This is a genomic window from Pseudomonas sp. FeS53a, from assembly GCF_000931385.1.
Classification (GTDB): Bacteria; Pseudomonadota; Gammaproteobacteria; order Pseudomonadales; family Pseudomonadaceae; genus Metapseudomonas; species Metapseudomonas otitidis.
Map to the genome: position 1 here is coordinate 29,159 of NZ_JYFT01000058.1, position 26,949 is coordinate 56,107.

Here is a 26,949-nt window from a genome sequence, read left to right on the forward strand (position 1 = left end):
TGAGCACGTTTCCGTGCATCCAAGCTGGCGTTAACTTACATCCCATCGGCCGCCTACGCACGGGGCGGCACACCGAAAGGACCCTTCGATGACCGACAAGACCCAGCAATTCGCCAGCGACAACTACTCCGGCATCTGCCCGGAAGTGTGGGCCGCCATGGCCCAGGCCAACCAGGGCCATGAGCGCGCCTACGGCGAGGACAGCTGGACGGCGCGCGCCGCCGATCACTTCCGCCGCCTGTTCGAGACCGACTGCGAGGTGTTCTTCGCCTTCAACGGCACGGCGGCCAACTCCCTGGCACTGGCCTCGATGTGCCAGAGCTACCACAGCGTGATCTGCTCGGAGACGGCCCACGTCGAGACAGACGAATGCGGCGCGCCGGAGTTCTTCTCCAACGGTTCCAAGCTGCTGCTGGCCCGCACCGAGCAAGGCAAGTTGACGCCCGACGCGGTGCGCGAGATCGCCCTCAAGCGCCAGGACATCCACTACCCGAAACCCCGCGTGGTGACGCTGACCCAGTCCACCGAAGTGGGCACCGTCTATCGCCCGGAGGAAGTCCGCGCCATCAGCGCGGTGTGCAAGGAGCTGGGCCTGCGCCTGCACATGGACGGCGCGCGCTTCTCCAACGCCTGCGCCTTCCTCGGCTGCACCCCGGCGGAGCTGACCTGGAAGGCCGGCGTCGACGTGCTGTGTTTCGGCGGTACCAAGAACGGCATGGCAGTGGGCGAGGCGATCCTGTTCTTCAACCATGACCTGGCCGAGGACTTCGACTACCGCTGCAAGCAGGCCGGGCAACTCGCCTCGAAGATGCGCTTCCTCTCGGCGCCCTGGGTGGGCCTGCTGCAGGACGACGCCTGGATGCGCTACGCACAGCACGCCAACGGCTGCGCGCAGCTGCTGGCAGAGCTGGTGGCGGACGTGCCGGGGGTGAGCCTGATGTTCCCGGTGGAAGCCAACGGGGTGTTCCTGCAGATGTCCGAGGCGGCGCTGGAGTACCTGCGGGCGCGCAACTGGCGTTTCTACACCTTCATCGGTGCCGGTGGCGCTCGCTTCATGTGCTCCTGGGACACCGAGGAAGCCCGGGTACGCGAACTGGCCGCCGACATCCGCGCTGCCATGGCCCAGGGCTGACGCCCCGCTCCGCGACTTGTCCCCGATTACGGTGCATCAACCTGTGGACAAGCCGTGGAGCCCTCCCGCCAGGCCAGGCGCCGCAACGGCCCCGGCCTTCCGCCTGTTTTTCGTTCTATTTCAGCAACTTGCCGTGCATTCATGCACAGCTGCTGTGCACCGGCCTGTCGACTGCCTGTGGATAGATCGCCACACCCTTTGCCAGACGTGGCGCCCAGCCGGTCGTTCATTTTTCAGCCAGGCCTGAAGGCCGCGAAATGACTGGATGACCCAGCCGGGTTCTGGATGTTCCACGGGGCGTCGGCCCCAAGTTTTCCCCGATAACGGTGGGCAAGCCTGTGGACAACCTGTTCACCCCTGCTCGGACACCACGGCGCCCGCGCTATCTGGGCTGGAGGTCAGCCTACGAGCAGGAACGTGGTACCGGCGGGGTGACTATGCACACCCACTGTGCAGGAGGCTGTGACCGACCTGTGGATAGATACCTGCAGCCCATGGCTGGCAAGGCTTTCAGCGCGCTGATCAAATCCTGAACAGCCCGCTCCCGTGGAACCTCAAGCGGCTGGAAGCCGTGTCGTGCGCGGCCCGAGGGTACGCGGCCGATCCACAGATGCCGTGGACCAGCCTGTGGACAAGCTGTTCGCGAAACCCGCTGCGCCCCGCCCGACGTGGCTTTGCAGGCCCTGGTCGTTTTCCGTACAGGCCGATGCTGGGGACTCAGTAGTCGATGCAGACGTCGCCCTTGGGCACGCTGCAGCAGGAGAGGATGTAGCCCTCGGCGACGTCTTCGTCGGTGATGCCGCCGTTGTGCTCCATCTCCACCTCACCGGCGGTCTTCATCACCTTGCAGGTGCCGCAGATGCCCATGCCGCACGCCTTGGGGATATGCAGGCCGAGCTTGGCGGCGGCGGAATGCACGGTCTCGCCCGGGGCGACGCGGATGCTCTTGCCGGTGCTGCTGAATTCCACCAGGTGCTGGTCGGCGGCCGGCACGGGCGCGGCCTCGGCAGCCTCGGCGGCCAGTTCCTTGACCTCTTCGCGCACCTCGGGGGGCGTCGGGCCGAAGGCCTCTTCGTGGTAGCGCGCCATGTCGAAGCCCTTGGCCTGCAGCAGGCGCTTCACCGCGCTCATGTAGGGGGTGGGGCCGCAGCAGAAGATCTCCCGTTCCATGAAGTCGGGGGCGATCAGGTGCAGCATCGCTTCGTTGAGGTAGCCCCGGTAGCCGGACCAGGTCTCGCCGGCGTCGTAGCGCTCCACCACCAGGTGCAGCTTGAAGTTGGCGATCCGCGAGGCCATGTGGCGCAGTTCGCGGTGGTAGATGATGTCCTTCGGCGTGCGGGCGCTGTGGACGAAGACCATGTCGACGTTGGCGTTGGTGTCGAAGAACCAGCGGGCCATGGACATCACCGGGGTGATGCCGACGCCGCCGGAAAGGTAGAGCACCTTGTCGGCGGGGTGGTCGATGGCGTTGAACAGCCCCACCGGGCCGTGCACGGGGAGGACATCGCCTTCCTTGAGGTTGTCGTGCAGCCAGTTGGAGACCTTGCCGCCCGGCACGCGCTTGATGGTGATGGAGAAGCTGTAGGGCACCGAGGGCGTGCTGGAGATGGTGTACGAACGCATGATCGGCTGTCCGTCGATCTCCAGCTCCAGGGTGACGAACTGGCCGGGCTTGAAGAAGAACAGGATCGGCTGGTCGGCCATGAAGCAGAAGGTGCGGACGTCCCAGGTTTCCTGGACGGTCTTCACGCAGCGCACCAGGTGGCGGCCGTTGGTCCAGGTCTGGGTGTTCACCGGGTTCAGGAAGCTGTTGCTCATACGCATCTCCGCGCACCGTGGATCGGCGCCTTTGATCGGATTCTGCTGAACGCAAATCCCCACCACTTACCTGCCAGCGACATTCGCATGCTCATCGCGACCTGCCAGCAACCACAAGGGCTCGAGCGTCGGAAACGGATGCGGCCGTGTCGCCCGTGGATAAGGTCGTGCCCCATGGCGACAGCACACTCGGCCCCAGCCAGAACACGAGGCTTTTCGAAAAACCACCCTCGTATCCGCAGCAGGGCCTGCAGTCGGCCAGGGAGAACAGAGGGGCACGTCACGCCGCCTTGCGTGACAACCGAATCAGCCACCCATTGCGGCGGTCGCCGGTGCGACCAGCCTTTTGAGGAGTTACCGATGGACGTCACTTCCCCCCTGAGCCTGGTCGACCCGCTCGAACCCGCACGCAAGGCCACGGCCGCCATGCTCAAGGAGCGCGACCACACCTTCTCGCTGCCCCAGCCGTTCTACAACGACGAGCGCCTGTTCCAGCTCGACATGCAGGAGATCTTCCACAAGGAGTGGCTGATCGCCGGCATGACCTGCGAGATCCCGGCCAAGGGCAACTACCTGACCCTGCAGGTGGGAGACAACCCGGTGATCGTCCTGCGCGGCGCCGAAGGCCAGGTCCATGCCTTCCACAACGTCTGCCGCCACCGCGGTTCGCGCCTGTGCGTCAGCGACAAGGGCAAGGTGGCCAAGCTGGTCTGCCCCTACCACCAGTGGACCTACGAACTGGACGGCCGCCTGCTGTTCGCCGGCACCGAGATGGGCGCCGACTTCGACATGAAGCAGTACGGCCTGAAGCCGGTGCACGTGAAGACCGCCGGTGGCTACATCTTCATCAGCCTGGCGGAGAACCCGCCGGCCATCGACGACTTCCTCTCCACGCTGGCCCATTACATGGAGCCCTACGATATGGAGAACACCAAGGTGGCCGTGCAAACCACCCTGCGTGAAGCCGCCAACTGGAAGCTGGTGATGGAGAACAACCGCGAGTGCTACCACTGCAGTGGTTCGCACCCGGAGCTGCTCAACACCCTGCTGGAGTGGGACGACGTGACCGACCCGCGCGCCAGCCAGGCCTTCAAGGATCAGGTGGCCGCCTGCACCCGGGCCTGGGACGCGGAGAAGATCCCCTATGCCCACGCCAGCTTCGGCCTGCGCAACCGCATCGTGCGCATGCCGCTGCTCGAAGGCACCGTGTCCATGACCATGGACGGCAAGCAGGGCAGCAAGAAACTGATGGGCCGCATCCAGAACCCGGACCTGGGCTCCATGCGCATCCTCCATCTGCCGCACTCCTGGAACCACTGCATGGGCGACCACATGATCGTCTTCACCGTGTGGCCCATCGGCCCGCAGGAGACCGTGGTCACCACCAAGTGGCTGGTGCACAAGGACGCGGTGGAAGGCGTGGACTACGACGTGGCGCGCCTGCGCGAGGTGTGGGACGCCACCAACGACCAGGACCGTCGCCTGGCCGAGGAGAACCAGCGCGGCATCAACTCCTCCGCCTACCAGCCCGGCCCCTACTCGAAGACCTACGAGTTCGGCGTGATCAACTTCCTCGACTGGTACAGCGAGCGGATGCTCAACAACCTGGGCGACACCCCGGCCACCAAGCTGCGCCAGGTCGGCGCCGAGTAAGCGACATGTCCCTGAGCCTGGGATTCCTCATCCTGCTCATGCTCTACGCGGCGCTGGCCTGCAAACGCTCCCGGCGCTGAAAGCAACACACTGAGGTCCCGTCAGGGACACCGCTCGCCCCCGTCAGGTCGTCGGCCCTGACGGGGGCTTTTTTATATGGCCCATCGCGCCAGTGCGATGGGCCTTTTTCATGCCCGCAGAAAACCACTCCACCCCCCGTGCAGGGGCGGAAAAGGCAAATGAAGGCTGTCGGTGCTGAACGAGGGGGCTTGGCCGTGTGTGCGAGGCGGGTGGAGCAGAGGTGCTTTTGCAGTGTGCCTGCGGCGGGATGACTGCCCGATTGTGGCCTCTAAGGGACGAAAGATCCATATAGGAAATTTCTGACGAGGACCACGAAATGAACGTGGTCACAAAATATCGGCAGTCGCAAATGGAACTGTGACGCAAGGGCGTCCCACCCGAGGTCGCCTACAGAAAAAGAGGACAGCAAAAAACTGGATTGTAGGAGCGCGCTGATTTTTACTCAGGTCATGTCTGTGAGGAGCCCTAAACATGAAAAAAATACTGAGTCTCTCCGCCGTCGCCCTTTTCCTGGCCCTGGGCGCTGCCCAAGCCAATGCCACCGAACCTGCTCGTGGTCAGATCACTTTTCAGGGCCGAATCGTAAAAGACATGTGCAGCGTTCCTACAAGTGTCTGGCAGAACAATGTGGGACGCGCCAATGGAATCAGCCCGCGCACCCCGACCGATCCCTTCCATGACTCGGCCTGTGCAGGCGTCGCCCAGACCCAGAGCGTGGCGATGAAGCCCGTCACGACCCGCTCGGGCCGCAAGGGCGGGATCATCACCGTCACCTTCAACTGAGTCAGTTCGGACGCGCAGAAAAAGACAGGGCCGGTAAAGACCGGCCCCGATGAGGAAAAGCGTTCAGGTAGCCCAGGCGTCAGTCGGCGAACGCGACCTCGGAACGCCCGGTACGGGTGATACAGCGAACTTCCAACTGCTGGTAATTGAGATCATCCGGGTCTGCTTCCGGCAGCCGGTACTCGAAGGTGCAACGCTTGTCGGGGTCGCTGCCCCAACGCACCACCAGCGATCCGGTCGGATCCAGCCCCCTCAGGAACGCACGGCCCGCCTGCCCCACCATCGCCAGGCTCTTGCCGTCGGCATCGAGCACTTCGGAGCCCAGCGGCGGGTTCTCGCCGTTGTCCCGCACGATCTTCAACAGCACCGGGATGCCGCTGATGGTCGGGTAGTTGAGCATGACCACCGCGCCATGGCGGGGCGCCACCGACTGCTCGGTGACCTGCAGCTCCACGTTGCGGAACAGCCCGGCCGGGTCGATCACCACCTGATTCTGCCGATACGGGGACAGCCCACCGACCACGGCGTAGCCATTGCCGGCAATCCGCGTCCCGGCATCGTTCGACACATAGGCACCCTGGGCGCCCTTGGCCTCGATGATGGCGAGGGTTTCGCCCTGGGTCTGGGTGAAGTTGACGCCCCCCGGGTGGAGCACGATGGTGCCCATCGCGCCGAGGTTTTCCTGGCGGTAGCCAGTGCCCTTGCTCAGCCCGGCGTTAAGGGCCACGGCGGAGGCACGGTAGTTGAAGCTGCCACCAGTGTTGTTGAAGCGCTCGCCCTGGTCGCGACTGGTGGAGCCATAGAGGCTGTAGCTGGCCTGGGACTGTTCCCCGAGGGAGCCGCTCAGGCTGGCCTGGGTGCTGCTCCGGCCCTTGGCGTAGTTGACCGACGTGCTGAGGCTGGCGGAACGACCTACATCGCCGATGGGGATGTTGAAACTCATCATGTACTGGTTCTCGTACCCCTCGCCCATGCGGGTACGCCCCACCGACAGGCTCATGGAGCCCCAGCGGTAGCTGTTGGAGTAGCCGCCCTGGAAGGTCATGTCGCCCTTGCGCGAGGCGTCCCAGTACTTCTGCGACGAGCCGCTCAGGTAGAGGCTGCCCATTTCCCCCGGCAGGGGTTGCGTGGCACTCACCTGGAAGCGGCTGCGCTGGCGATAGAGTCCGCCCTGGGGATTACCGTAAGCCTGGGCGTAGTCGCTGAAGCTCAGGTAGCCGCGACTGGAGAAGCGATAGGCCGCCATGGTGAAGTTGGTCTGGGTCGCGTCCACCAGCTTCGAGTAGGTCATCCGGTAGCTGCGGCCGCCCTTGGGCGTCGAGTCCTCGGTGCGCAGAGGGGACTCCTTGACCTGCGACTGGGTCACGTCCAGTGCCAGGGCGCCCATGCCGGTACTCAGGGCCACGCCACCCTGAACCGCCATGTACTTCTCGGCAATGATGCTGCCGGTGTAGGCACTCCAGTCGTTGGAGATGCCGCGCTGGTAGGTGCCCTGGACGAAGCGCGGGACGCGCTCGGCCGAGTCGTTGCGGTACTCGCCGGCCGTGACGCTGAAGCGCGACATGCCCGGGCGCAGCAACTGGGCCACGGAAGCGTAAGGCACGAGGAAGGTGCGCTGGCGGCCGTCCGCCTCGGTCACGGTGACCTCCAGGTCGCCGGAGTAGCCCGAGTCGTAGAGATCCTCGATGCTGAACGGTCCGGGGGAGACCGTGGTCTCGTGGAGGATCGACGCACCCTGGCGGATGGTGACCTTGGCGTTGGTCTCCGCCACGCCGCGGATGACCGGTGCATAACCGCGCAGGGCGTCGGGCAGCATGCGGTCGTCCGAGCCCACCTGCACGCCCCGGAAGGGCACGCTGTCGAATAGCTCGCCCGGCGTGTAGTAGTCACCCACGGTCAGTTGCGAACGGATGCCGGTCAGGTCCCGTTGCACGTAGGTGCTGCTGTTGCTGTAGTGGCTGCGCGACGGGGCGCCCGACGAGCTGGAGCGGCTGTAGTTGCCATTGGTACGCAGACGCCAGTCGCCCAGGTTGATGCCGTTGTTGAGCCCGATGCTGAGCTGTTGGGTATCGCCACTGTCGGTGTGGTTCCGGTAGAGGTTGGCGCTGTAGCCGATGAAACCGGCAGTGACGCCACGATCCCAGTCCCGGGGGTCCACCTCACCGCGCACCTGCCGCCCAAGGTAGGCCTGGGGGACGCTGAGGTAGGTGCTGAGTTCGGACAGATCGACGTTGACGCTGGAGGACGGCACCAGTTGCGTCAGGTCCAGGCACTCCTCGCTTTCCAGCTTCGCGCGGGCGGCCGCCGGGTCCGGCAGCTTGTCCAGGTCGAGGCCGATGGTGCCAAGCTGGGTCGGGGTGAAGCAGACCCGGGCGCCGTTGGGCGCGTCCTTGTCGTCCTGCAGACGGACTTCCTGGCGGCCTATCCAGCGCTCGTTGAGGAGGATGTCCAGCCGATAGGTGCCCGCCGGCAGCACGGTGCCGCGGCTGAAGCGGGACAGGTCCACCGCTTCACCCTGCCCCGAGCCATTGAACAGGAAGTCAGGGTTGAAGGCCGCAAAGCGAGGGCTATTGGGCAATTCGTCCGCATCGACGAGGCCCATCGCCCCCCCGAGCGAGGCCATGGCCACGGCAAAAGCCAACAGGTGTGGGCGTACGACAGGGCACCGCCGCTGACCGCCCGGGAGTAAGGCCCTTGTGAGGCCAACGGCATCCGTATCGGGAAGCGAAGTCATGGGTACACCTCGCATCGACCAGCGCGATGCTCCTTGGGATTCGTGTAAAGAAAATGGCGACTAATGCCCGGACCTACTTGTCCAGGCTGCTCTCCTGACCGACGCTGGCGCCGTAGTCGTTGATCCACTGCAGCACCACGCGACCGGATGCCGGCATGCCGGACAACCCGGTAACCGGGAAGTCGTGGCTGCCGAAGGGCCCGACCATGCCGCTGCCAGCCTTGTAGTCGCGGCCGTTGGCACGCAGGGCGATATCGCCGAAGGACACGTTGTAGGCACTGCGGTTGGTGGCCCTGAGCACAGGCTTGCCGTCGATGCTGGCCAGGCTCCAGGCCACCTGCTCGATGGCGCGGTCCGGGCGGCCCGGCAGCCCCTCGGGGCGGTAGAACAGCTTGACCCGGGTGCGAATGGCGAACTGCATGTAGTTGCCGTCCTCACTGGGCATGGGCGGCACATCCAGAAGGTTCAGCCAGAAGACGCTCTCGCGATCCTTGGGCAGCGACTCGCCGGTGAAGGCAACCCGAACGCTCTGGCCCTTGCCGGGATCAACACGGAACAGGGGCGGCGTCATGACGAAAGGTGCCTCGGCATTCTCGGGGCGGATCTCGGGATCGCCGCGGTCGACCCACACCTGCACCAGCGAAGGTTGGTCGCCGTCATTGCTGACCCGTACGCCGATCTCCTGCTGCTTTGCGGGATAGATGAACCGGGTGCCATTGACCACGATGCCGGCATGGGCAACGGAGACGAACAACAAGGTGCCGACAGCCAGCAGCCATCGCATGGATGAAAAGCGCAGGGACATAGGGAGTACCGTAGAGGCAACTCGCCCGGGGGAGTCCCGGGCGAGCAGGAGGATATTTACTCGTAGCTCATGGTGTAGGTGACTTTGGTACTCACCTGACCAGGCTTCACGTCTTCGCCCACGGGGGCGAGGTACGCGGCGAAGAAGCCAAGCGCGGCCTGTTGGTTGGCGCCAATGATCTCCTCAATGTTGTTAGCGCCAGTAGCCAGGTTGATGGCCTGTTGATCTTTGTTGAACAACTGGATGGCGACGTTGGAAGCATCAGCGCCGCTGAGCTCGTTCTTCAGGGTGCCGTTGGCGGGGTCGACGTTCGGGCCAATCTCGAAGTTGGCTCTGACCTTGGCACCCACGGTGCAGTTGGACACCGCGATCGCGAAGGGCTTGAAGCCGGCATTTTGCCCCGGAGCCAGGGAGCTCTGGGAAACCGGTGCCAGTGCGACGGTCTGGTTGAGCGTAGGGCTTTCGATGGTGCAGGTCTTGCTGGACACCTCACCGGTGATGGTGATGGTGCCGTCGATTGCCAGGGCCAGGTTGCTCAGGCCGAAACCGACCAGGGCCGCGCCAGCGGTGAGGAACTTTTTCATTTAGCTCTCCTGAATGGCGCCTGGTTCCACGCGCCGAATCAAAGGGGGGGGGTGACCTCAAAAGTCGGAACCAGAACTGAGCACTTTCGGCTCTCGCAATGAGAACCGCATCGCACTTCAGCGTGGCGAGCGCAATGATATCGATGCCCTCACGGCGGGAATGGAGTCCCCGACCCATGCGAGCCGTAGGAAATTTCACCTGGATCTGAAACTTTTTCCGAGGCCGACCTCAGCCCCCCAGAGGGAGCGCCCGAACGGGCACCAGGAGGGAGAGGATCGAAGCAGAAGGGCTACTACTGCCGCGCGCTCAGGTCGTTGCGGCGGGCGAACTCGATGAGTTCGAGGAGCGAGGCGAGGTTGAGCTTCTGTTGGATGCGGCTCTTGTAGGTGCTCACGGTCTTGTTGCTGAGCAGCATGCGCTCGGCGATTTCCTTGTTACCGAGGCCGGACGCCAGGTACTGCAGCACCATCAGCTCCTGGTTGGACAAACGCCCCACCAACTCCTGCTCGCTGGCCGGCGTGCCCTGCCCCACCGGCAGTACATCGGCGGGGAAGAAGGTGAAACCGGCGCTGATGGAGTTGATGGCGATCACCAGGTTCTGCAAGTCCTCCTCCTTGCCCACGAAGCCCCGTGCCCCCGCCTGCAGGCAGCGCTGACAGAAGCCCTCGGCGGGCAATGAGGTGAGCACCAGCACATGGCTGTCGAGCCCGAGCGAGCGGATGCGACTGATGACGTTGAGGCCGTCCAGGCGGGGAATGCCGATGTCGAGGATGACCACGTCCGGCTCGTGCTGGCGCACCAGCTGCACGGCATCGACGCCGTTGTCGGCCTCGCCCACCACCTCGAGCCCGTTGCGCTCCAGGAGCATGCGCACCGCCATGCGGATCACCGGGTGATCATCGACGATCAGGGCTGTTCTCATACTTGCGACCTCGCGTTGGACCACGGCTCGGGGGAGCCCCGAAAAAACTGTGACACAGTCGTGCCACAGATGAAATTTCCTACAAACGCTACCGACGCTTCGCCTAGCTGCACTTGGACTGCCTGCGTAACGTGGCCGGACTTTTTGCCAACCGAGCCCTCGCCATGAAGAACATCAGCATTCTGGTTCTGGAAGACGAACCCTTCCAGCGCCTGATCGCCGTCACCGCCTTGCAGAAACTGGGGGTCCAGCGCATCCACCAGGCCGGCGACGGCGCCAGCGCCCTGGCCGAACTGCAGAGCTGCGGCGGCGTCGATGTCGTGCTGTGCGACCTGCGCATGTCGGGCATGGACGGCCTGGCCTTCCTCCGCCACGCCAGCCACTCCGGCGCGGTGCGCTCGGTGATCCTCAGCAGCGCCGTGGAAGCGCCCCTGCGCCAGGCCACCCAGTCGATGATCCGCACCCTCGGGCTGGAATGCCTGGGTGACCTGGGCAAGCCCTTCGACATCGAGCGGGCCGCGCAACTGCTGGCCCGCTACGAAGCCAACCAGGCCCGTGGGCTGGGCAAGCCGGAAGTCCTCGAACTGCCCTCCCGCGACGAACTGCTGGAAGGCCTGGAACTGGGCCAGTTCGAAGCCTGGTTCCAGCCCAAGGTGGACCTGCGCAGCGGCGAACTGATCGGTGCCGAAGCCCTGGCCCGCTGGCGCCACCCGCAGCACGGCGTGCTGATGCCCGCGCAGTTCCTGCAGATGATGGAGGCCCACGGCCTGATCAACCGCATGTTCTGGCAGATCTTCCGCCAGGGCCTGGAACTGCAGCGCTGCCTCGCTCGCGAGGGCCGTTCGCTGAACATCGCCTTCAACCTCCAGCCCGGCCAACTGAGCGACAACGCCCTCCCCGAGCGGGTCCGCGAATACCTGGAAGAAGCCGGCCTGCCCGCCGATGGCATCACCTTCGAAGTCACCGAGACCGGCCTGTTCAGCGCCCCGACCACCAGCCTGGAGAACCTCGTTCGCTTGCGCATGATGGGTTGCGGCCTGTCGATGGACGACTTCGGCACCGGCTACTCCTCCCTCGACCGCCTCTGCGACCTGCCCTTCAGCCAGGTGAAGCTGGACGCCGGTTTCGCCCGCAAGCTCACCAGCCAGCCCCGCAGCGGCGCGGTGATCAGCAGCGCGGTGGCGCTGGCCAAGGCCATGGACATCAGCCTGATCATCGAAGGCATCGAGACCCGCCAGCAGCGCGAACGCCTGCTGTCCCTGGGCTGCACCGAAGGCCAGGGCTTCCTCTTCTCCCGACCGCTGGCCCGCCCGGACTTCGACCGCCTGCTGGTAGAGCACCCGACGCTTCACTGAAGCTCCGGCATCTGCTGGAGCAGGCCACGCTCCAGGGCGTCCAGGGCCCGTCGCACAGCCTCCACGCCAGCCTCGAGGGCCTCGGTGCGCGGCCGTTCCACCACGCTGGCCCGCGACAGGTACTCGCAGGCCTCGATCACCTGGGTGGCCTTGATCACCCGCGCCGCGCCCTTGAGCCGATGGGCCAGCTCGAACAGCGCCGAGGCGTCGTGCTGGCGCAGCTGCTCTTCCAGCGCGGCGAGGTCGCGTCGGTTGGTGTTGAGCAACTCCCGCAGCAGGTTCACCGCCAGGCCCGGGTCGCCGCCGGTCAAGGGTGCCAGGGGGCTCAGGTCGAACAGCGCCGCAGCCTCCCCCGCCGGCGGCTCGACCGGCGCGGGTGAGGCGCCCGGGGCACCGCCGAGCTTTTCCTCCAGCAGGTCCAGCCCGATGGGCTTGACCAGGCAATCGTCCATACCGGCCTTGAGGCCGCGCTCCACTTCTTCCTGCTGGGCGTCGGCGGTCAGACCGAGGATCAGGACCGGCACGCGCCCCTGCTTGCGCTCGTCCTCGCGGATGGCGCGGGCCAGGTCTGCCCCGTTCATGCGTGGCATGTGGCAGTCGGTGGCAACGACGTCGAAGGGCTGCTCGCGCCAGCGCGCCAGGGCATCCACTCCGTCCGCCGCCTCCACCACTGTGTGGCCCAGGTAGGCGAGCTGCTGGGCAAGGATCTGCCGGTTCACCGGGTGGTCGTCCACCACCAGCACTTTCAGCCTCCGCCGGGCCTGGGCCTCCTCCTGGCGGGCGATTTCCATCAGCGGGATCGGGTCGAGCCGCAGCAGGCGCAACTCCACATCCACCCGGGTGCCGCGCCCGAGGGCGCTGTCCAGGGTCAGGCGGCCGCCCATCATTTCGCAGAGCGAGCGGCAGATCACCAGCCCCAGCCCTGCCCCTTCCATCGCCCCGGTGCTGCGCTGCACCTGCTCGAAGGGCTGGAACAGGCGCGCCTGGTCCGCCGGGTCGATGCCGATGCCGGTGTCCACCACGCTGAGGTAGACGTGCAACTGGTCGGACTCGCCGTCCTCGCCATGGATGCGCACGCTGACGCTGCCTTCACGGGTGAACTTGATGGCGTTGCTGACCAGGTTGGACAGCACCTGCTTGAAGCGCATGCCATCCACCAGCACATCGCCCTGGATGCCGCCATCGATGTCCAGGTTCAGCACCAGCCCCTTCTGCCGCGCCAGACCGTCGAACACCCGCGCCACCGACTCCACCAGCTCCCGCAGGTTGGCCCGGCGCGGTGACAGGCTGAGCCGACCGGACTCGATGCGGGCGATGTCGAGGATGTCGCCGATCAGCTCCAGCAAACCCTTCGCCGAGGTGTAGGCCACCTCGATGCTGGCCGGGTCGATGGGACGGTCGGCCGCGCGCTTGAGCGCCAGTTCGAGGATGCCGATCACCGCATTCATCGGCGTGCGGATCTCGTGGCTCATGGTGGCGAGGAAGGTGGTCTTGGCGCGGCTGGCCGCGTCAGCCATGTTCTTCGCTGCTTCCAGCTCCAGCACCAGGTTGTGGTGCTCGGTGAGGTCCAGCCAGCCGCAGATCACTCCACGGGTGACCCCGGTGGAATCCTGGAAGGGCTGGATCCAGTGCTCGATCCACAGGGTGCGACCGCCCAGGGACAGCTCATGCACCGAGCGCTGCAGCTGTCCTTCGGCAATCGCCTGCAGCTGACGCTGGTGGAATTCGGCGGCGTCCGGGAAATCCACCGGCAGTTCGGTCACCGTCAGGCCGATCACCGCCTCGCGGGGCAGGCCCAGGGTCTGCAGGTAGCTGCGGTTGCACGACAGCAGGCGCCCTTCGGTGTCCCGCACGTAGACCGGCGGCGGCATGCTGTCGATCAAGGTTTCGATGAAGCGCAGCTCATCCTGCAACTGGCGCTCGGCGAGCTGGCGCCGGCGCACCTGGCGCCGCAGGTGCAGCACCCAGGCCAGCACCAGCAGCAGGAGCACCGCCGCACCGATGATGATTCGCTGGATGAGCACACCGTAGTCGCGCCAGGTCTGCGGGCTCATGCCCGGCATGCCGCGCCAGCGGTTGGCCGTGGCGGCCAGTTCGTCGGGCGACAGCTCGGCCAGCGCCCGGTCGAGGATCGCCTGCAGCTCGGTATCGCCCCGACGCACCGCGAAGTTGGCCGTGGCCGGCCCCACCGGCGCCACCTGGGCGATGGCCAGGCGGCCCTGGAACATCCGCACCAGGTAATAGCGGGCCACCGGAAGCCCCACCAGCGCGGCATCGGCGCGGCCGGTGTCGACACTGTGCAAGGCATCCAGGGTCGAACCGGGTTCCACCAGTTCCGCCTTGGGGAAGGCACGGCGGATCGCCTCCCGCGCCACATGGCCGCGCCCCAGGGCGAGCACGCGACCGGACAGGTCCCCCACCGACTCGCCGAGGCCATCGGCGCCGGAACGGGTGACCAGCACGAAGGGGCTGCTGGTGATCGGCCGGGTGAAACGCAGCAGGGTTTCCCGCTCATGGTCCTGCGTCAGCAGCCCCACATCCGCCAGGCCGGAAGTCAGGGCGTCGATCTGGCCGGCGTAGCCGCCGGTGCGGCTGACGGCCTCGAAGCGCAGCCCGGTACGCAGCCGTACCAAGTCCAGCAGCTCGGCGATGATGCCCTGGAACTGCCCGTTGCCGTCGAAGAAGGCCAGGGGCGCCAGGTCGTCGTCCACTGCCACGCGCACCACCGGATGACGCTGCACCCAGCGCGCCTCCTCCGGGGTGAGCACCATGCGCTCGGCCGCCGGCATCACACCGTTGCCCACCCAGCGGCGAGCGATCTCGTCCAGGCGCGAGCGACCGACTGCACGCAGCGCCCCATCGATCCCCCGCAGCAGTTGCGGGTCGGACTGACGCACCACGAAGGCCAGCTCGCCGCCGGGCCAATCCACATAGCGCTCGAAACGCACCGTGCCGTAGAAGGCGCGGTTCAGCAGGTAGTAGACCGGCACCACATCGGCCAGCAGCAGGTCCGCACGGCCGAAGGCGGCATCGGCGACGCCCTCTTCCACCGTGTCGACCGGCAGCGCCTGGGCGGACGGGAACAGCGCCACGGCATCGCCGTGCCCCGGCGTGTAGGCCACCTTCAGGTCCTTGAGGTCATCGGGAAACTCGCGACGGTCATCGCCACGGCGGAACAACGCCAGCCGGCTGGAGCCGTAGGCCAGGCTGCGGGCAAGCCCCGGCTCCTGCTCGCCATGGCTGTCGGCACCGAACAGGTCGATGTCCCCGGCCAGCAGCGCCTTCTCCAGCGCCGCACGGTCGGGGTAGGCACGCAGGCGGATCTGCAGACCGAGCATCTGCCCCAGCAGCGCGGCCGCGTCCGGCGTCATGCCCTGGTAGGCCCCCTGCGCCTGGACGATCTCCAGGGGCGGATACCCCTGGGCCAGCACGCCCATGACCAACTCCCGCCGCTGGCGCAACCAGTGCCAGTCGGATTCGGAAATTTCCAGCTCCTGCTGGTCCACCACCACCTGGCTGGACAGCGAGAGGGCGCGCCCTTCCTCGGCCAGGACGACACCGCCGAACGACAGGCACAGCAAAGACAGGCACAGGGAGAGTGTGCGGAGGACGGAAATACGGGACACAGACCCACCTGCAGGGAAAAGAGGTGTCGGGGAAACCTTAGTTCAAGAGCAGACAGGCGACCCTAAGGGGACGTACATAAAAGTAATACCTACATGTCTTGTAGGAAACTTCCCAAAAGACCAATCCCGCCGCGCACCGCAAATATAATCCGCGCTCTACATGCTTAGCCAAACTTTTTAAGCCGCCTCATCAGACGGATAAATCAGGTCGTACAAGTTAGCCGGGCAGAAAAACGAAGTATTCGGAATAGTCCGAAAGACAGCGAGCAAGATTCTGAGAAGAATCGCTCAATGCCAACTTGATCGACATCGCGCTCGGGCCCATACCCCCGTCGTTCGCGGTCAGGACGGCAAAAGACCGATCCTTTAACACACCCATACGGCAAGTTCCCGAAGGCTTCCGTGCGCCTTCCTATTGAATTGAGAAACTTGAGCAGGAGAACCAACCAGATGAGCAAGATTCTGCTGATCGACAACCAGCCCATGATTCGTTTCGCGACTCGCGTACTGCTGGAACGCGAAGGTTATGAAATCGTCGGTGAAACCGAAAACGGCGTGGAAGGCCTCAGCATGGCCCGCTCCCTGCGCCCCGACCTGGTCATTCTCGACATCGCCATTCCCAAGCTCGACGGCCTGGAAGTGCTGGGGCGCCTCAGCGCGATGGACGTGAACCTCAAGCTGCTGGTGCTCACCTCGCTGCCGGCCGCGCTGTATGCCAATCGCTGCCTGCAGGCCGGTGCCACCGGCTACCTCTCCAAGCAGGAGCAGGCCGTGAGCCTGATCTCCGCCACCCGCTCGGTGCTCTCCGGCTACAGCCTGTTCCCCAGCACCGTGCACCTACCCTCCGGCGCCCAGGAAGGCGGCAGCCCGAACGACAGCCAGTTGCTGGACAGCCTCTCCGACCGTGAGCTGGCTGTGCTGCAGAACCTGGCCAACGGCAAGAACAACAAGGAAATCGCCGAGCAGCTGTTCATCAGCCACAAGACGGTCAGCACCTACAAGTCCCGCCTGATGGACAAGCTGAAGACCCGCAACCTGGTGGACCTCATCGACTTCGCCCGCCGCTACGCCTTGCCGACCTGACCCCGCGCCGAGCCCCGGCCCCTGCGCCGGGGCGCCGCCTTCATCGCGAAGACGGCAGCCCGATCACCCGCCCCACATACGCCGGCAGCGGACATGCCCGGTGCCCTTCGAACAACGCCCCGACCCGTTCCGCCACTCCGGGTGCGAACGCGCAGGAGCGCGCCGTGGCGGCGTCCACGTTCATCAGCATCTGCTCACTGGCTGCTAGCATCACCGACTCTCCCGGCTGGTAGAGGCTGTGGTGGATGTGCAGGCGCTTGGCGTCCACGCCCAGTACCTGGGTGTGCACCTCCACCGCTTCATCCAGCTTCACTTCCGCCAGGAAGTTCAGATGGCACTCCAGCGTGTACAACGTGTGGCCGGTCTCGGCGCGCCCGCCCTCGTCGAGGCCGATCACCTCCATCAGCGCATCGGTGGCGTAGCTGAAGACCAGCAGGTAGAACGCATCGCGCAGGTGGCCGTTGTAGTCCACCCAGTCCGCGGGAATGCGCGTGCGGTAGGTCACCAGGGGGTTGCTCATGTCCGGGCTCCACTCCGTCGAAAGACCATGCCGGCTACTCCGCGAAGGCGAAGCCATGACGGGCCTTGGTGTCCTTGATCGCCGCCAGCACCGCCAGCAGGCAGTCGTCCCGGTAGCGTTCCAGCTCGGCGATGCTGCGCTCGCCCTGCTGCACCGCCGTGCCTTCCACCACCCGGTCGATCAGCGTCTCGGTCAGCTCCGGCGCCGGCAGGTAGGTCCAGGGCAGTTGCAGGGCCGGCCCGAACTGCGCCATGAAGTGGCGCATCCCCGCGTTGCCACCGGCCAGGGTGTAGGTGAGGAAGGTGCCCATGAAGGACCAGCGCAACCCCGCACCGAAGCGGATCGCATCGTCGATCTCCCCGGTGCTGGCCACACCGTCGTTGACCAGGTGCAGCGCCTCGCGCCACAGCGCCTCCAGCAGGCGGTCGGCGATGAAGCCCGGCACCTCCTTGCGCACGTGCAGCGGGCGCATGCCCAGTGCGCTGTAGACCTCAATAGCCGCCTGCACCGCCTCGGGCGCCGTCTTCTCCCCGCCCACCACCTCCACCAGCGGCAGCAGGTAGACCGGGTTGAACGGGTGCCCCACCACGCAGCGCTCCGGGTGCTGCGCGTCGGCGTAGAACTCGCTGGGCAGCAGCCCCGAGGTGCTGGAGCCGATGATCACCTCCGGGCGCGCCGCCGCGCTGATCTGCGCATGCAGCGCCAGCTTCAGCTCCAGGCGTTCGGGAGCGCTCTCCTGGATGAAGTCGGCGTCCCGCACGCACTCTTCGACGGTGTCGACGAAACGCAGGCGCGCCTGGGACGCACCCGGCGCCAGGCCCTGCTTCTCCAGGGCCGGCCAGGCATTGGCGATGCGGGCCCGCAGCGCGGCCTCGGCACCCGGTGCCGGGTCCCAGGCGACGACGTCCAGCCCGTGGGCCAGGGCGCGGGCGACCCAGCCGCTGCCGATCACGCCGCTGCCAAGGGCGGCGAAGGTTCTGATGTGAGTAGTGAAGGCCATGGTGGCTCCTGATCCTGTGTCGATTGGCGCTGCGTCCCGGGCTGAAGCCCGGGCGACGGCATATGAATGAGGGGTTTGCTCAGCCGCGGCGCTTGAGGTTCATCTTCTCGCGGCCCTCGGCCGGGCTCAGGGCACGGCCGCCCAGGCGCTCGATGATCTCGATGGCTCGCTCCACCAGTTGGCCGTTGCTGGCGTGCACGCCCCGGTCCAGCCAGATGTTGTCCTCCAGGCCGACCCGCACGTTGCCGCCCAGCAGCATCGCCTGGGCCACCATCGGCATCTGCATGCGGCCGATGCCGAAGCCGGCCCAGGTCAGGCCGGGCGGCAGGTTGTCGGCCATGGCCTTCATGGTCGTGGTGTCCGCCGGCGCCCCCCACGGGATCCCCAGGCAGATCTGGATCAGCGGGTCCTCCAGCAGCCCTTCCTTGAGCATCTGCTTGGCGAACCACAGGTGGCCGGTATCGAAGATCTCCAGCTCGGCCTTCACCCCCAGCTCGGTGATGCGCCTGGCGCCCGCGCGCAGCTGGGCCGGGGTGGACACGTAGATGAAGTCGCCATCGCCGAAGTTCAGCGTCCCGCAGTCCAGGGTGCAGATCTCCGGCAGCAGTTCCTCCACATGGGCCAGGCGCTCCAGCGGCCCCACCAGGTCGGTACCGGCGCCGAACTCCAGCGGCTGCTCGCCCTTGCCGATCTCCAGGTCCCCGCCCATGCCGGCGGTGAGGTTGATGATCACGTCGGTGTCGCTCTCGCGGATGCGCTCCACCACCTCGCGGTACAGCGCCACATCGCGGCTCGGCTTGCCGGTACGCGGGTCGCGCACATGGCAGTGGGCGACGGTGGCGCCCGCCTTGGCCGCCTCGATGGCGGCGGCGGCGATCTCCTTCGGGGTGACGGGAATGGCCGGGTGCTTGCCGACGGTATCGCCGGCGCCGGTGACGGCGCAGGTGACGATGACTTCATGGTTCACGGTGGATTCATCCTTCTGCGAGGCGATCGGAAACCGTGCGCGGGCGAACCCGCGCACCGGGGTTGAACGGCATTACTTCAGGGAGGCGACGGCCTGGTCGCTGCTGCGGCCATCGAAGGTGGTCACGCCCTCCAGCCAGCCCTTGACCACCGCCGGGTTGGCCTTGAGCCACTCGCGGGCGACCTTGCCCGGCTCCTGGCGCTCCATGATCGGCTGCATCAACTGCGCCTCCTGGTCGCTGGTGAAGCGCAGGCTGGTGACCAGCCGGTTGGCATTGGGGCAACGCTGGGCGAAGTCCGGCGCGGTCACGGTGGAGACGGTGGCGGCGCCGTCGTTGGGACCGAACACGTCCTCGCTGCCGGTCAGGTAGGTCACCGGCATCTGGATGTTCATCGGGTGCGGCTTCCAGCCGAAGAACACCACCGGCTTGTGGTTCTTCACCGCACGCTTCACTGCCGTCAGCATCGCCGCCTCGCTGGACTCCACCAGCTTGAAGCCGCCCAGGCCGAACTGGTTGCCATCGATCATCTTCTGGATCGCCAGGTTGGCGCCGGAGCCGGACTCGATGCCGTAGATCTTGCCGCCGAGCTGATCCTTGAAGCGGGCGATGTCGGCGAAGGTGCGCAGCCCCTGCTCGGCGGTGTAGGTGGGTACCGCCAGCACCGCCACGGCATCGCCCAGGGACGGCTGGGCCGCCACCTTCACGGCACCGCTGTCGAGGAAGGGCTTGATGTTGTCGTCCATGATCGGCTTCCAGTAGCCGAGGAACACGTCCACCTGCTTCTTCTGGATACCGGCGAAGATGATCTGCTGCGACGCCTGGGTCTGGCTGGTCTGGTAACCCAGGCTGCCCAGCAGCTCGTTGGCGACGGCGGAGGTGGCGACCACGTCGGTCCAGCCCACCACGCCCATGCGGATCTTCTGGCAACTGGCGTCGTCGGCGGCGAATGCAGCGGTGTGGGACAGGGCGAACAAACAGCAACCAGCGAATGCGGTAAGACGTTTCATCGATGCTCCCCTTGCGGCCATGCGGCTTTCTACTTGTTGTTCAGGAGGCCGGGGTCGACGGCTCCAGGCCCGTTCGACCCGCCCGGCGACTCCATCCGTGCTCGGGCGCCACGTCAACCCGATGGACACAACTTACGCAGCGCCCGCCCCGCCGATTCGAACCAGAACGACCACCTCTAGGACAGAAACGACCTCCCCGCTTGCACCCGCCGCGCAGCTGGTTTTTAAGTGCTCATCGCCTCGTGGAACCCGCCCATGACCCAGACCTTCGGCTTCCTGCTGCTGCCCGGCTTCTCGATGATGGGCCTCATGTCGGCGGTGGAGCCGCTGCGGGTGGCCAACCGCTTCCGCGGCGAGTTGTACCGCTGGCGCCTGCTCAGTGCCGACGGCGGCCCGGTGGCCGGCAGCAATGGCATGTCGCTCAACGTGGATGGTGGCCTGGAGGCCCCGGCCGCCGGGGATTGCCTGCTGGTGGTGGCCGGCTTCGAGCCGCTGGCCACCTTCAACCCGCGCCTGTCCCACTGGCTCAACCGCGCCGAGGCCGACGGCGTGCGCCTGGGCGGCATCGACACCGGCAGCTTCGTGCTGGCCGAGGCCGAACTGTTCGAGCGCCAGCGCCTGACCCTGCACTGGGAGGCCATCGACGCCTTTCGCGAACGCTACCCGTCGCTGACCGTCACCCAGGAGCTGTTCGAGATCGACGGGCGCCGCATCACCAGCGCCGGCGGCACCGCCAGCCTCGACCTGATGCTCACGCTGATCGCCCGCCAGCACGGCGAGGCCCTGGCGTTGAAGGTGTCGGAACAGTTCGTGCTCGGCCGCATCCGCTCCCAGCAGGACCACCAGCGCATGCAGATCGCCAGCCGCTTCAACGTGCACAACCGCAAGCTGGTGCAGGTGATCGGCGAGATGGAGCGCCACAGCGAGACGCCGCTGTCGACCTGCACCCTGGCCGAGCGCGTGGGCGTCACCCCACGCCAGCTGGAACGGCTGTTCCGCCTGCACCTGAAGGACACGCCGACCCGTTTCTACCTGGGCCTGCGCCTGGAAAAGGCCCGGCAGCTGCTGCGCCAGACCGACATGGGCGTGCTGGAGGTGGCCCTGGCCTGCGGCTTCGAGTCCTCCAGCTACTTCTCCCGCTGCTACCGCCAGCGCTTCGACACCACCCCGAGCCGCGACCGGCACGAACMCCCGGACCCGCCGCAGCGATGAAGCGGCACAGCAGACGCAGGATGGCGTTGAGCTGTGCGAAACCCATCCTTGCCGGGCCCGGTTCGGGTTCGATGCGGTTCGCCGAGCTCACCGCATCCTACGGGTTGTGCACACGGTGCCGCGGGGGGTGGATCGCGCTCCACCGAGCCACCATCGAGCGCCACGGGAACGCCCGACTTTGGGCAGCCTCGTAGGATGGGCTGAGCTGTGCGAAGCCCATCATTACCAGGCACGACTCGGATGCGATGCGGTTCGCCGAGCTCACCGCATCCTACGGGTTATGCACACGGCGCCGCCTGGGGTGGGTCGCGCTCCACCGTCGGGCACCAAGGGAACGCCCGAGTTTGGACAGCCTCGTAGGATGGGCTGAGCTGTGCGAAGCCCATCATTGCCAGGCCCGGTTCGTGGTCGATGCGGTTCGCCGAGCTCACCGCATCCTACGGGTTGTGCACGCAGCGCCGCGTGGGGTGAATCGCGCTCCACCGATCCACCGTCGGGCGCACGGGGAGCACCCGACGACGTGGAGCACGATGCGGCTAGACCGCCCGCCCCTGCTCGGCCAGGGCGGCCTGCACCAGGGGGTGGAGGTTCTCGCCCTGGCGCTCCACCTGCCAGGCCATGAGCTCGATGCGCATGGCCGGGGTCCAGAAGTTCTGCAGGTGCTGCTGGACGCCTTTCACCGCCGCCTCCGGGTCCGGCTCGCTGCTGAAGAACTGGGCGATCTGGTTGGCCATCTTGATCAGGTTGTCTGTGCTCATCGGCGTGCCTCGACTCTCTCCGTCCTGCGGCGCTCCTTGAGCAGGCGCCGCTGTTCGTCACTGAACGCCTGATAGCGTTTCTGCCATTCGGAAGGCTGGAACACCTTCGTCACTTCCACCGCCGTCACCTTGTATTCCGGGCAGTTGGTGGCCCAGTCGGAGTTGTCGGTGGTGATCACGTTGGCCCCCGACTCGGGGAAGTGGAAGGTGGTGTACACCACCCCCGGCGCCACCCGTTCGGTCACCCGGGCACGCAGCACGGTCTGCCCCGCGCGGCTGCCCACGCCCACCCAGTCGCCCTCGGCGATGCCACGGCTCTCGGCGTCGCTGGGGTGGATCTCCAGGCGGTCCTCCTCGTGCCAGGCCACGTTGTCGGTGCGCCGGGTCTGCGCGCCGACGTTGTACTGGCTGAGGATGCGCCCGGTGGTGAGCAGCAGCGGGTAGCGGTTGTTCACCTTCTCCTCGGTGGGCACGTAGCCGGTCAGCATGAAGCGCCCCTTGCCACGCACGAAGGCGTCGATGTGCATGGTCGGCGTGCCATCCGGCGCGGCGTCGTTGCACGGCCATTGCAGACTGCCGTGACGCTCCAGCTCGGCGTAGCTGACACGGCTGAAGGTCGGCGTGAGGCGGGCGATCTCGTCCATGATTTCCGACGGGTGCCGGTAGTCCATGCGATAGCCCAGAGCATTGGCCAGGGCCACGGTGGCTTCCCAGTCGGCCTTGCCGCCCAGCGGCTCCATCACCTTGCGCACGCGGGAGATGCGTCGCTCGGCGTTGGTAAAGGTGCCGTCCTTCTCCAGGAAGGAACTGCCGGGCAGGAACACGTGGGCGAACTTGGCGGTTTCGTTGAGGAAGATGTCCTGTACCACCACGCACTCCATGGCCGACAGCGCAGCGGTCACGTGCTGGGTGTTGGGGTCGCTCTGGGCGATGTCCTCGCCCTGGCAGTACAGCCCCTTGAAGCTGCCACCCAGGGCGGCCTCGAACATGTTGGGGATGCGCAGCCCCGGATCGGGCTGCAGGGTCACGCCCCAGGCCTGCTCGAACTGCGCCCGCACCGCCTCGTTGGAGACGTGGCGGTAGCCCGGCAGCTCATGGGGGAAGGAGCCCATGTCGCAGGAGCCCTGCACGTTGTTCTGCCCGCGCAGCGGGTTCACCCCGACACCCTCGCGGCCGACGTTGCCGGTGGCCATGGCGAGGTTGGCGATGCCCATCACCGCCGTGCTGCCCTGGCTGTGTTCGGTCACGCCCAGCCCGTAGTAGATGGCCGCATTGCCGCCGGTGGCGTAGAGCCGGGCCGCCGCGCGGATGGCGTCCGGAGCCACGCCGCAGACCGGGCCCAGGGCCTCGGGGGCATGTTCGGGACGGCTGACGAACGCGCTCCAGCGGGCGAAGTCGGCCGGCTCGCAGCGGGCGTCGACGAAGTCCTGCTTCACCAGCCCCTCGGTGACGATCACGTGGGCCAGGGCATTGAGCATGGCCACGTTGGTGCCCGGACGCAGCGCCAGGTGCAGCTCGGCGCGGGCATGGGGCGAGTCCACCAGGTCGATGCGGCGCGGGTCGATGACGATCAGCCGCGCGCCCTCGCGCAGGCGGCGCTTGAGCTGGGAGCCGAACACCGGGTGGGCGTCGGTGGGGTTGGCACCGATCACCAGGATGACGTCGGCCTGCATCACCGAGTCGAAGCTCTGGGTGCCGGCGGACTCGCCCAGGGTCTGCTTCAGCCCATAGCCGGTGGGCGAGTGGCAGACGCGGGCACAGGTGTCCACGTTGTTGTTGCCGAAGCCGGCGCGCACCAGCTTCTGCACCAGGTAGGTCTCCTCGTTGGTGCAGCGGCTGGAGGTGATGCCGCCGATGGCGTCGCGCCCGTACTGCAGCTGCAGGCGGCGGAACTCGCCGGCGGCGTAGTTCACCGCCTCCTCCCAGCTGACTTCCTGCCACGGGTCGGTGATGCGCTTGCGGATCATCGGCTTGGTGATGCGGTCCGGGTGGGTGGCGTAGCCCCAGGCGAAGCGGCCCTTGACGCAGGAATGGCCGTGGTTGGCCTGGCCGTTCTTGTCCGGGACCATGCGCACCAGCTCATTGCCCTTCATCTCCGCACGGAAGGAGCAGCCCACGCCGCAATAGGCACAGGTGGTGATCACGCTGCGCTCCGGCTGGCCCATCTCCACCACGCTCTTCTCCATCAGCGTGGCGGTGGGGCAGGCCTGCACGCAGGCCCCGCAGGAGACGCATTCGGAGTCGAGGAAGTTCTCCCCGCCGGCCGCCGCCACGCGGGAGTCGAAGCCGCGCCCGTCGATCGTCAGGGCGAAGGTGCCCTGCACCTCCTCGCAGGCCCGCACGCAGCGGTTGCAGACGATGCACTTGCTCGGGTCGTAGTCGAAATAGGGGTTGGAGGTGTCCTTCGCATCGCTCAGGTGATTGGCCCCGTCATAGCCGTAGCGCACCTCGCGCAGGCCCACCTGGCCGGCCACGGTCTGCAGCTCGCAGTTGCCGTTGGCGGAGCAGGTGAGGCAGTCCAGCGGGTGGTCGGAGATGTACAGCTCCATGACGTTGCGCCGCAGGCTGGCGAGCTTGGGCGTCTGGGTGCGCACCACCATGCCTTCGGTGACCGGCGTGGTGCAGGAGGCGGGGTAGCCGCGCATGCCGTCGATCTCCACCAGGCACATGCGGCAGGAGCCGAAGGCTTCCAGGCTGTCGGTGGCGCAGAGCTTGGGAATGGTGGTGCCGAGCAGCGCGGCGGCACGCATCACCGAGGTGCCGGCAGGCACGCTGATTTCGCGGCCGTCGATGCTCAGGCTGACCTGCACCTCGCTCTGGCGGGCGGGGGTGCCCAGGTCGGTGTCCTTGGCGGGGTCGAAGATCTGGATCATTGCTCAGCCTCCGTGGGCGGCAGCCCGAAGTCGGCGGGGAAGTGCCTGAGGGCGCTGGTGACCGGGAAGGCGGTCATCCCGCCGAGGGCACAGAGCGAGCCGTAGGTCATGGTGTCGCAGAGGTCCTGCAGCAGCAGGGCCTGCTCCTCGCGGGCGGTGATGTCGGTGGCGGCGATCAGCCGGTCCACCACTTCCACGCCCCGGGTCGAGCCGATGCGGCAGGGCGTGCACTTGCCGCAGGACTCCTCGGCGCAGAACTGCAGGGCGAAGCGCGCCATCTGCGCCATGTCCAGGCTGTCGTCGGCCACCACCACACCACCGTGGCCGAGCATGGCGCCCATGGCGGCGAAGGCCTCGTAGTCCAGCGGGGTGTCGAACTGCGCGGGCGGCACCCAGGCCCCCAGGGGGCCGCCCACCTGGGCGGCCTTCACCGGCCGGCCACTGGCGCAGCCACCGCCATAGGTCTCGATCAGCTCCCGCAGGGTCAGGCCGAAGGCCCGCTCCACCAGGCCGCCGTGACGGACGTTGCCGGCCAGCTGGAACGGCATGGTGCCCAGGGAACGGCCCATGCCGAAGTCACGGTAGAACGCCGCACCCCGGGCCAGGATGAGCGGCACCGAGGTCAGGGTCAGCACGTTGTGCACCAGCGTCGGCTGGCCGAACAGGCCCTGCAGCGCCGGCAGCGGCGGCTTGGCGCGGACCACGCCGCGCTTGCCTTCCAGGGAGTCCAGCAGCGCGGTTTCCTCGCCGCAGATGTAAGCCCCGGCGCCGACTCGCACCTCCAGCTCGAAGGGCCGGCCGCTGCCGGCCACGTCCGCACCGAGGTAGCCGGCATCACGGGCCAGCACGATGGCGCCGCGCAGGGCCTCCACCGCCTGGGGGTACTCGGAGCGCACGTAGATGTAGCCCTGGCTGGCGCCGACGGCGAGGCCGGCGATGGCCATGCCCTCGATCAGCAGGAAGGGGTCGCCCTCCATCAGCATGCGGTCGGCGAAGGTGCCGGAGTCCCCCTCGTCGGCGTTGCACACCACGTACTTCTGCTCGGCGACGACGCCACGCACCGTGCGCCACTTGATGCCGGCGGGGAAGGCGGCACCACCGCGCCCCCGCAGGCCGGAATCCAGCACTGCGGTGACGATCTCGTCACCGCTCAGCGCCACGGCGCGGGCCAGGCCTTCGAAGCCGCCGTGGGCACGGTAGTCGTCCAGGGACAGCGGCCGGGTGATGCCGGCACGGGCGAAGAGCAGCCGCTGCTGGCTCTTCAGGTAGGGCAGCTCCTCCACCGCCCCCAGGGCCAGGGGATGCTGGCCGTCACCAGCCAGGGCGTCGAGCAGGCCGGGCACGTCGGCTTCGCTGACCGGGCCGAAGCCCTGGCGACCCTCGGCCCCGTCCAGCTCCACCAGCGGCTCCAGCCAGTAGAGGCCACGGGAACTGGTGCGGCGCACCTCCAGCGGCAGCTGCCGGCGCGCGGCCTCGGCCACCAGGGCGTCGGCCACGGCATCGGCGCCCACCGCGCGGGCGACGGAATCACAGGGGATGCACAGCCTCAGCATGAGCCGTCCTCCAGGCAACCCTGCACCAGCGCGTGCAGGCGTTCAGGGGTCAGCCGGGCGTGGACCTTGCCGTCCACCTCGACCGCCGGGGAGCAGGCGCAGGCGCCCAGGCAATAGACCGGGCGCAGGCTGACGCGGCCATCGGCAAGGGTGCCGTGGTCGTCCAGCTGCAGTTGCTCGCGCAGTTGCGCCGCCAGGGCTTCGGCGCCCCGGCTCTGGCAGGACTCGGCGCGGCACAGGCGCACGGTGTGGCGTGCCGGCGGGGCGGTGCGGAAGTCGTGGTAGAAGCTGATCACCCCGTGGACCTCGGCCTGGCTGAGGTTGAGGGCGTGGGCGATCTCGGGGATGGCGAGGGCGGGAATGTAGCCGGCGCCCTCCTGGATGGCATGCAGGATCGGCAGCAGGGCACCGGGGGTGTCCTTCTCCCGCGCCAGCACGCGCTGAATCAGAGGCAGGTGAAGCGTCTCATCAGGCATACAGC

The 26,949-nt window shown here is 67.0% G+C and carries 20 protein-coding genes; 6 read left to right on the top strand and 14 right to left on the bottom strand.

The features are described 5' to 3' along the window. The first annotated feature begins 88 nt into the window (after positions 1-88). Positions 89-1,132 (top strand): threonine aldolase family protein, encoded by a 1,044-nt coding sequence (locus tag SZ55_RS17725; protein ID WP_044409155.1) that lies wholly within the window; start codon positions 89-91, stop codon positions 1,130-1,132. A 717-nt stretch (positions 1,133-1,849) separates the two neighbouring features. Here SZ55_RS17725 and gbcB read toward each other — a convergent pair. Then, positions 1,850-2,950: a glycine-betaine demethylase subunit GbcB gene (gbcB, locus tag SZ55_RS17730; protein ID WP_044409158.1), complete on the bottom strand. Its 1,101-nt coding sequence runs from the start codon at positions 2,948-2,950 to the stop codon at positions 1,850-1,852. 360 nt (positions 2,951-3,310) lie between these two features. On the opposite strand from gbcB, the gene gbcA reads away from it, so the two are divergent. Both gbcA and SZ55_RS17740 read left to right on the top strand, forming a co-directional pair. Next, entirely contained in the window at positions 3,311-4,603 is a 1,293-nt protein-coding gene (gene gbcA, locus SZ55_RS17735; protein ID WP_044409161.1) for a glycine-betaine demethylase subunit GbcA, read from the top strand. Positions 4,604-5,155: 552 nt separating this feature from the next. Further along, positions 5,156-5,467: a hypothetical protein gene (locus SZ55_RS17740; RefSeq protein WP_044409164.1), complete on the top strand. Its 312-nt coding sequence runs from the start codon at positions 5,156-5,158 to the stop codon at positions 5,465-5,467. Between the two features lie 79 nt (positions 5,468-5,546). Here SZ55_RS17740 and SZ55_RS17745 read toward each other — a convergent pair whose 3' ends face one another. From SZ55_RS17745 to SZ55_RS17760, 4 genes are all read right to left on the bottom strand, one after another. Further along, a complete protein-coding gene (locus tag SZ55_RS17745) occupies positions 5,547-8,069 on the bottom strand; it encodes a fimbria/pilus outer membrane usher protein (RefSeq protein WP_052807626.1) in 2,523 nt (840 codons plus the stop codon). Between the two features lie 205 nt (positions 8,070-8,274). After that, positions 8,275-8,985: a fimbrial biogenesis chaperone gene (locus tag SZ55_RS17750; RefSeq protein ID WP_236692453.1), complete on the bottom strand. Its 711-nt coding sequence runs from the start codon at positions 8,983-8,985 to the stop codon at positions 8,275-8,277. A 77-nt stretch (positions 8,986-9,062) separates the two neighbouring features. Further along, the gene (locus SZ55_RS17755; protein ID WP_044409170.1) at positions 9,063-9,590 is read right to left on the bottom strand and encodes a fimbrial protein; all 528 of its coding nucleotides are present in this window, start codon (positions 9,588-9,590) and stop codon (positions 9,063-9,065) included. Between the two features lie 293 nt (positions 9,591-9,883). Continuing rightward, entirely contained in the window at positions 9,884-10,513 is a 630-nt protein-coding gene (locus SZ55_RS17760; RefSeq protein ID WP_044409173.1) for a response regulator transcription factor, read from the bottom strand. A 164-nt stretch (positions 10,514-10,677) separates the two neighbouring features. On the opposite strand from SZ55_RS17760, the gene SZ55_RS17765 reads away from it, so the two are divergent. Next, positions 10,678-11,868, top strand: a complete 1,191-nt coding sequence (locus SZ55_RS17765; protein WP_044409176.1) for an EAL domain-containing response regulator — start codon at positions 10,678-10,680, stop codon at positions 11,866-11,868. Here the strand turns inward: SZ55_RS17765 and SZ55_RS17770 are convergent. Further along, positions 11,862-15,494: a transporter substrate-binding domain-containing protein gene (locus SZ55_RS17770; RefSeq protein WP_082078278.1), complete on the bottom strand. Its 3,633-nt coding sequence runs from the start codon at positions 15,492-15,494 to the stop codon at positions 11,862-11,864. The two genes, SZ55_RS17765 and SZ55_RS17770, sit on opposite strands and share 7 nt — an antisense overlap. Positions 15,495-15,944: 450 nt before the next feature. On the opposite strand from SZ55_RS17770, the gene SZ55_RS17775 reads away from it, so the two are divergent. Then, the gene (locus SZ55_RS17775) at positions 15,945-16,577 is read left to right on the top strand and encodes a response regulator transcription factor (RefSeq protein WP_044409178.1); all 633 of its coding nucleotides are present in this window, start codon (positions 15,945-15,947) and stop codon (positions 16,575-16,577) included. Between the two features lie 40 nt (positions 16,578-16,617). Here the strand turns inward: SZ55_RS17775 and SZ55_RS17780 are convergent, their stop codons facing one another. From SZ55_RS17780 to choX, 4 genes are all read right to left on the bottom strand, one after another. Continuing rightward, entirely contained in the window at positions 16,618-17,097 is a 480-nt protein-coding gene (locus SZ55_RS17780; protein WP_044409181.1) for a thioesterase family protein, read from the bottom strand. Between the two features lie 34 nt (positions 17,098-17,131). Further along, positions 17,132-18,097: an L-carnitine dehydrogenase gene (locus SZ55_RS17785; RefSeq protein ID WP_044409185.1), complete on the bottom strand. Its 966-nt coding sequence runs from the start codon at positions 18,095-18,097 to the stop codon at positions 17,132-17,134. Positions 18,098-18,176: 79 nt separating this feature from the next. Continuing rightward, complete coding sequence (locus tag SZ55_RS17790; protein ID WP_044409188.1) at positions 18,177-19,064, bottom strand: 3-keto-5-aminohexanoate cleavage protein; 888 nt, start codon at positions 19,062-19,064, stop codon at positions 18,177-18,179. 72 nt (positions 19,065-19,136) lie between these two features. Then, positions 19,137-20,072, bottom strand: coding sequence for a choline ABC transporter substrate-binding protein (choX, locus tag SZ55_RS17795; protein WP_044409191.1), 936 nt, complete (start codon positions 20,070-20,072; stop codon positions 19,137-19,139). A 255-nt stretch (positions 20,073-20,327) separates the two neighbouring features. Between choX and SZ55_RS17800 the strand changes: the two genes are divergently transcribed. Next, complete coding sequence (locus SZ55_RS17800; RefSeq protein ID WP_044409194.1) at positions 20,328-21,284, top strand: GlxA family transcriptional regulator; 957 nt, start codon at positions 20,328-20,330, stop codon at positions 21,282-21,284. 536 nt (positions 21,285-21,820) lie between these two features. Here SZ55_RS17800 and SZ55_RS17805 read toward each other — a convergent pair. The 4 genes from SZ55_RS17805 to SZ55_RS17820 are packed head-to-tail and all read right to left on the bottom strand — an operon-like array spanning position 21,821 to position 26,944. Then, entirely contained in the window at positions 21,821-22,042 is a 222-nt protein-coding gene (locus SZ55_RS17805) for a formate dehydrogenase subunit delta (RefSeq protein WP_044409197.1), read from the bottom strand. Further along, on the bottom strand, positions 22,039-24,915 hold the full coding sequence (fdhF, locus tag SZ55_RS17810; protein WP_044409199.1) for a formate dehydrogenase subunit alpha: 2,877 nt from the start codon (positions 24,913-24,915) through the stop codon (positions 22,039-22,041). The genes SZ55_RS17805 and fdhF overlap by 4 nt, the downstream gene beginning before the upstream one ends. After that, a complete protein-coding gene (locus SZ55_RS17815) occupies positions 24,912-26,468 on the bottom strand; it encodes a formate dehydrogenase beta subunit (protein ID WP_044409201.1) in 1,557 nt (518 codons plus the stop codon). Before SZ55_RS17815 ends, fdhF begins: the two co-directional genes overlap by 4 nt. Further along, complete coding sequence (locus SZ55_RS17820) at positions 26,462-26,944, bottom strand: formate dehydrogenase subunit gamma (protein WP_044409202.1); 483 nt, start codon at positions 26,942-26,944, stop codon at positions 26,462-26,464. Before SZ55_RS17820 ends, SZ55_RS17815 begins: the two co-directional genes overlap by 7 nt. Between the last annotated feature and the right edge of the window lie 5 nt (positions 26,945-26,949).

Coding starts and splice junctions, on each gene's coding strand:
- SZ55_RS17725 (WP_044409155.1), top strand. CDS start 89: ATGACCGACAAGACCCAGCAATTCGCCAGCGACAACTACTCCGGCATC.
- gbcB (WP_044409158.1), bottom strand. CDS start 2,950: ATGAGCAACAGCTTCCTGAACCCGGTGAACACCCAGACCTGGACCAAC.
- gbcA (WP_044409161.1), top strand. CDS start 3,311: ATGGACGTCACTTCCCCCCTGAGCCTGGTCGACCCGCTCGAACCCGCA.
- SZ55_RS17740 (WP_044409164.1), top strand. CDS start 5,156: ATGAAAAAAATACTGAGTCTCTCCGCCGTCGCCCTTTTCCTGGCCCTG.
- SZ55_RS17745 (WP_052807626.1), bottom strand. CDS start 8,069: ATGGGCCTCGTCGATGCGGACGAATTGCCCAATAGCCCTCGCTTTGCG.
- SZ55_RS17750 (WP_236692453.1), bottom strand. CDS start 8,985: ATGCGATGGCTGCTGGCTGTCGGCACCTTGTTGTTCGTCTCCGTTGCC.
- SZ55_RS17755 (WP_044409170.1), bottom strand. CDS start 9,590: ATGAAAAAGTTCCTCACCGCTGGCGCGGCCCTGGTCGGTTTCGGCCTG.
- SZ55_RS17760 (WP_044409173.1), bottom strand. CDS start 10,513: ATGAGAACAGCCCTGATCGTCGATGATCACCCGGTGATCCGCATGGCG.
- SZ55_RS17765 (WP_044409176.1), top strand. CDS start 10,678: ATGAAGAACATCAGCATTCTGGTTCTGGAAGACGAACCCTTCCAGCGC.
- SZ55_RS17775 (WP_044409178.1), top strand. CDS start 15,945: ATGAGCAAGATTCTGCTGATCGACAACCAGCCCATGATTCGTTTCGCG.
- SZ55_RS17780 (WP_044409181.1), bottom strand. CDS start 17,097: ATGAGCAACCCCCTGGTGACCTACCGCACGCGCATTCCCGCGGACTGG.
- SZ55_RS17785 (WP_044409185.1), bottom strand. CDS start 18,097: ATGGCCTTCACTACTCACATCAGAACCTTCGCCGCCCTTGGCAGCGGC.
- choX (WP_044409191.1), bottom strand. CDS start 20,072: ATGAAACGTCTTACCGCATTCGCTGGTTGCTGTTTGTTCGCCCTGTCC.
- SZ55_RS17805 (WP_044409197.1), bottom strand. CDS start 22,042: ATGAGCACAGACAACCTGATCAAGATGGCCAACCAGATCGCCCAGTTC.
- fdhF (WP_044409199.1), bottom strand. CDS start 24,915: ATGATCCAGATCTTCGACCCCGCCAAGGACACCGACCTGGGCACCCCC.
- SZ55_RS17815 (WP_044409201.1), bottom strand. CDS start 26,468: ATGCTGAGGCTGTGCATCCCCTGTGATTCCGTCGCCCGCGCGGTGGGC.
- SZ55_RS17820 (WP_044409202.1), bottom strand. CDS start 26,944: ATGCCTGATGAGACGCTTCACCTGCCTCTGATTCAGCGCGTGCTGGCG.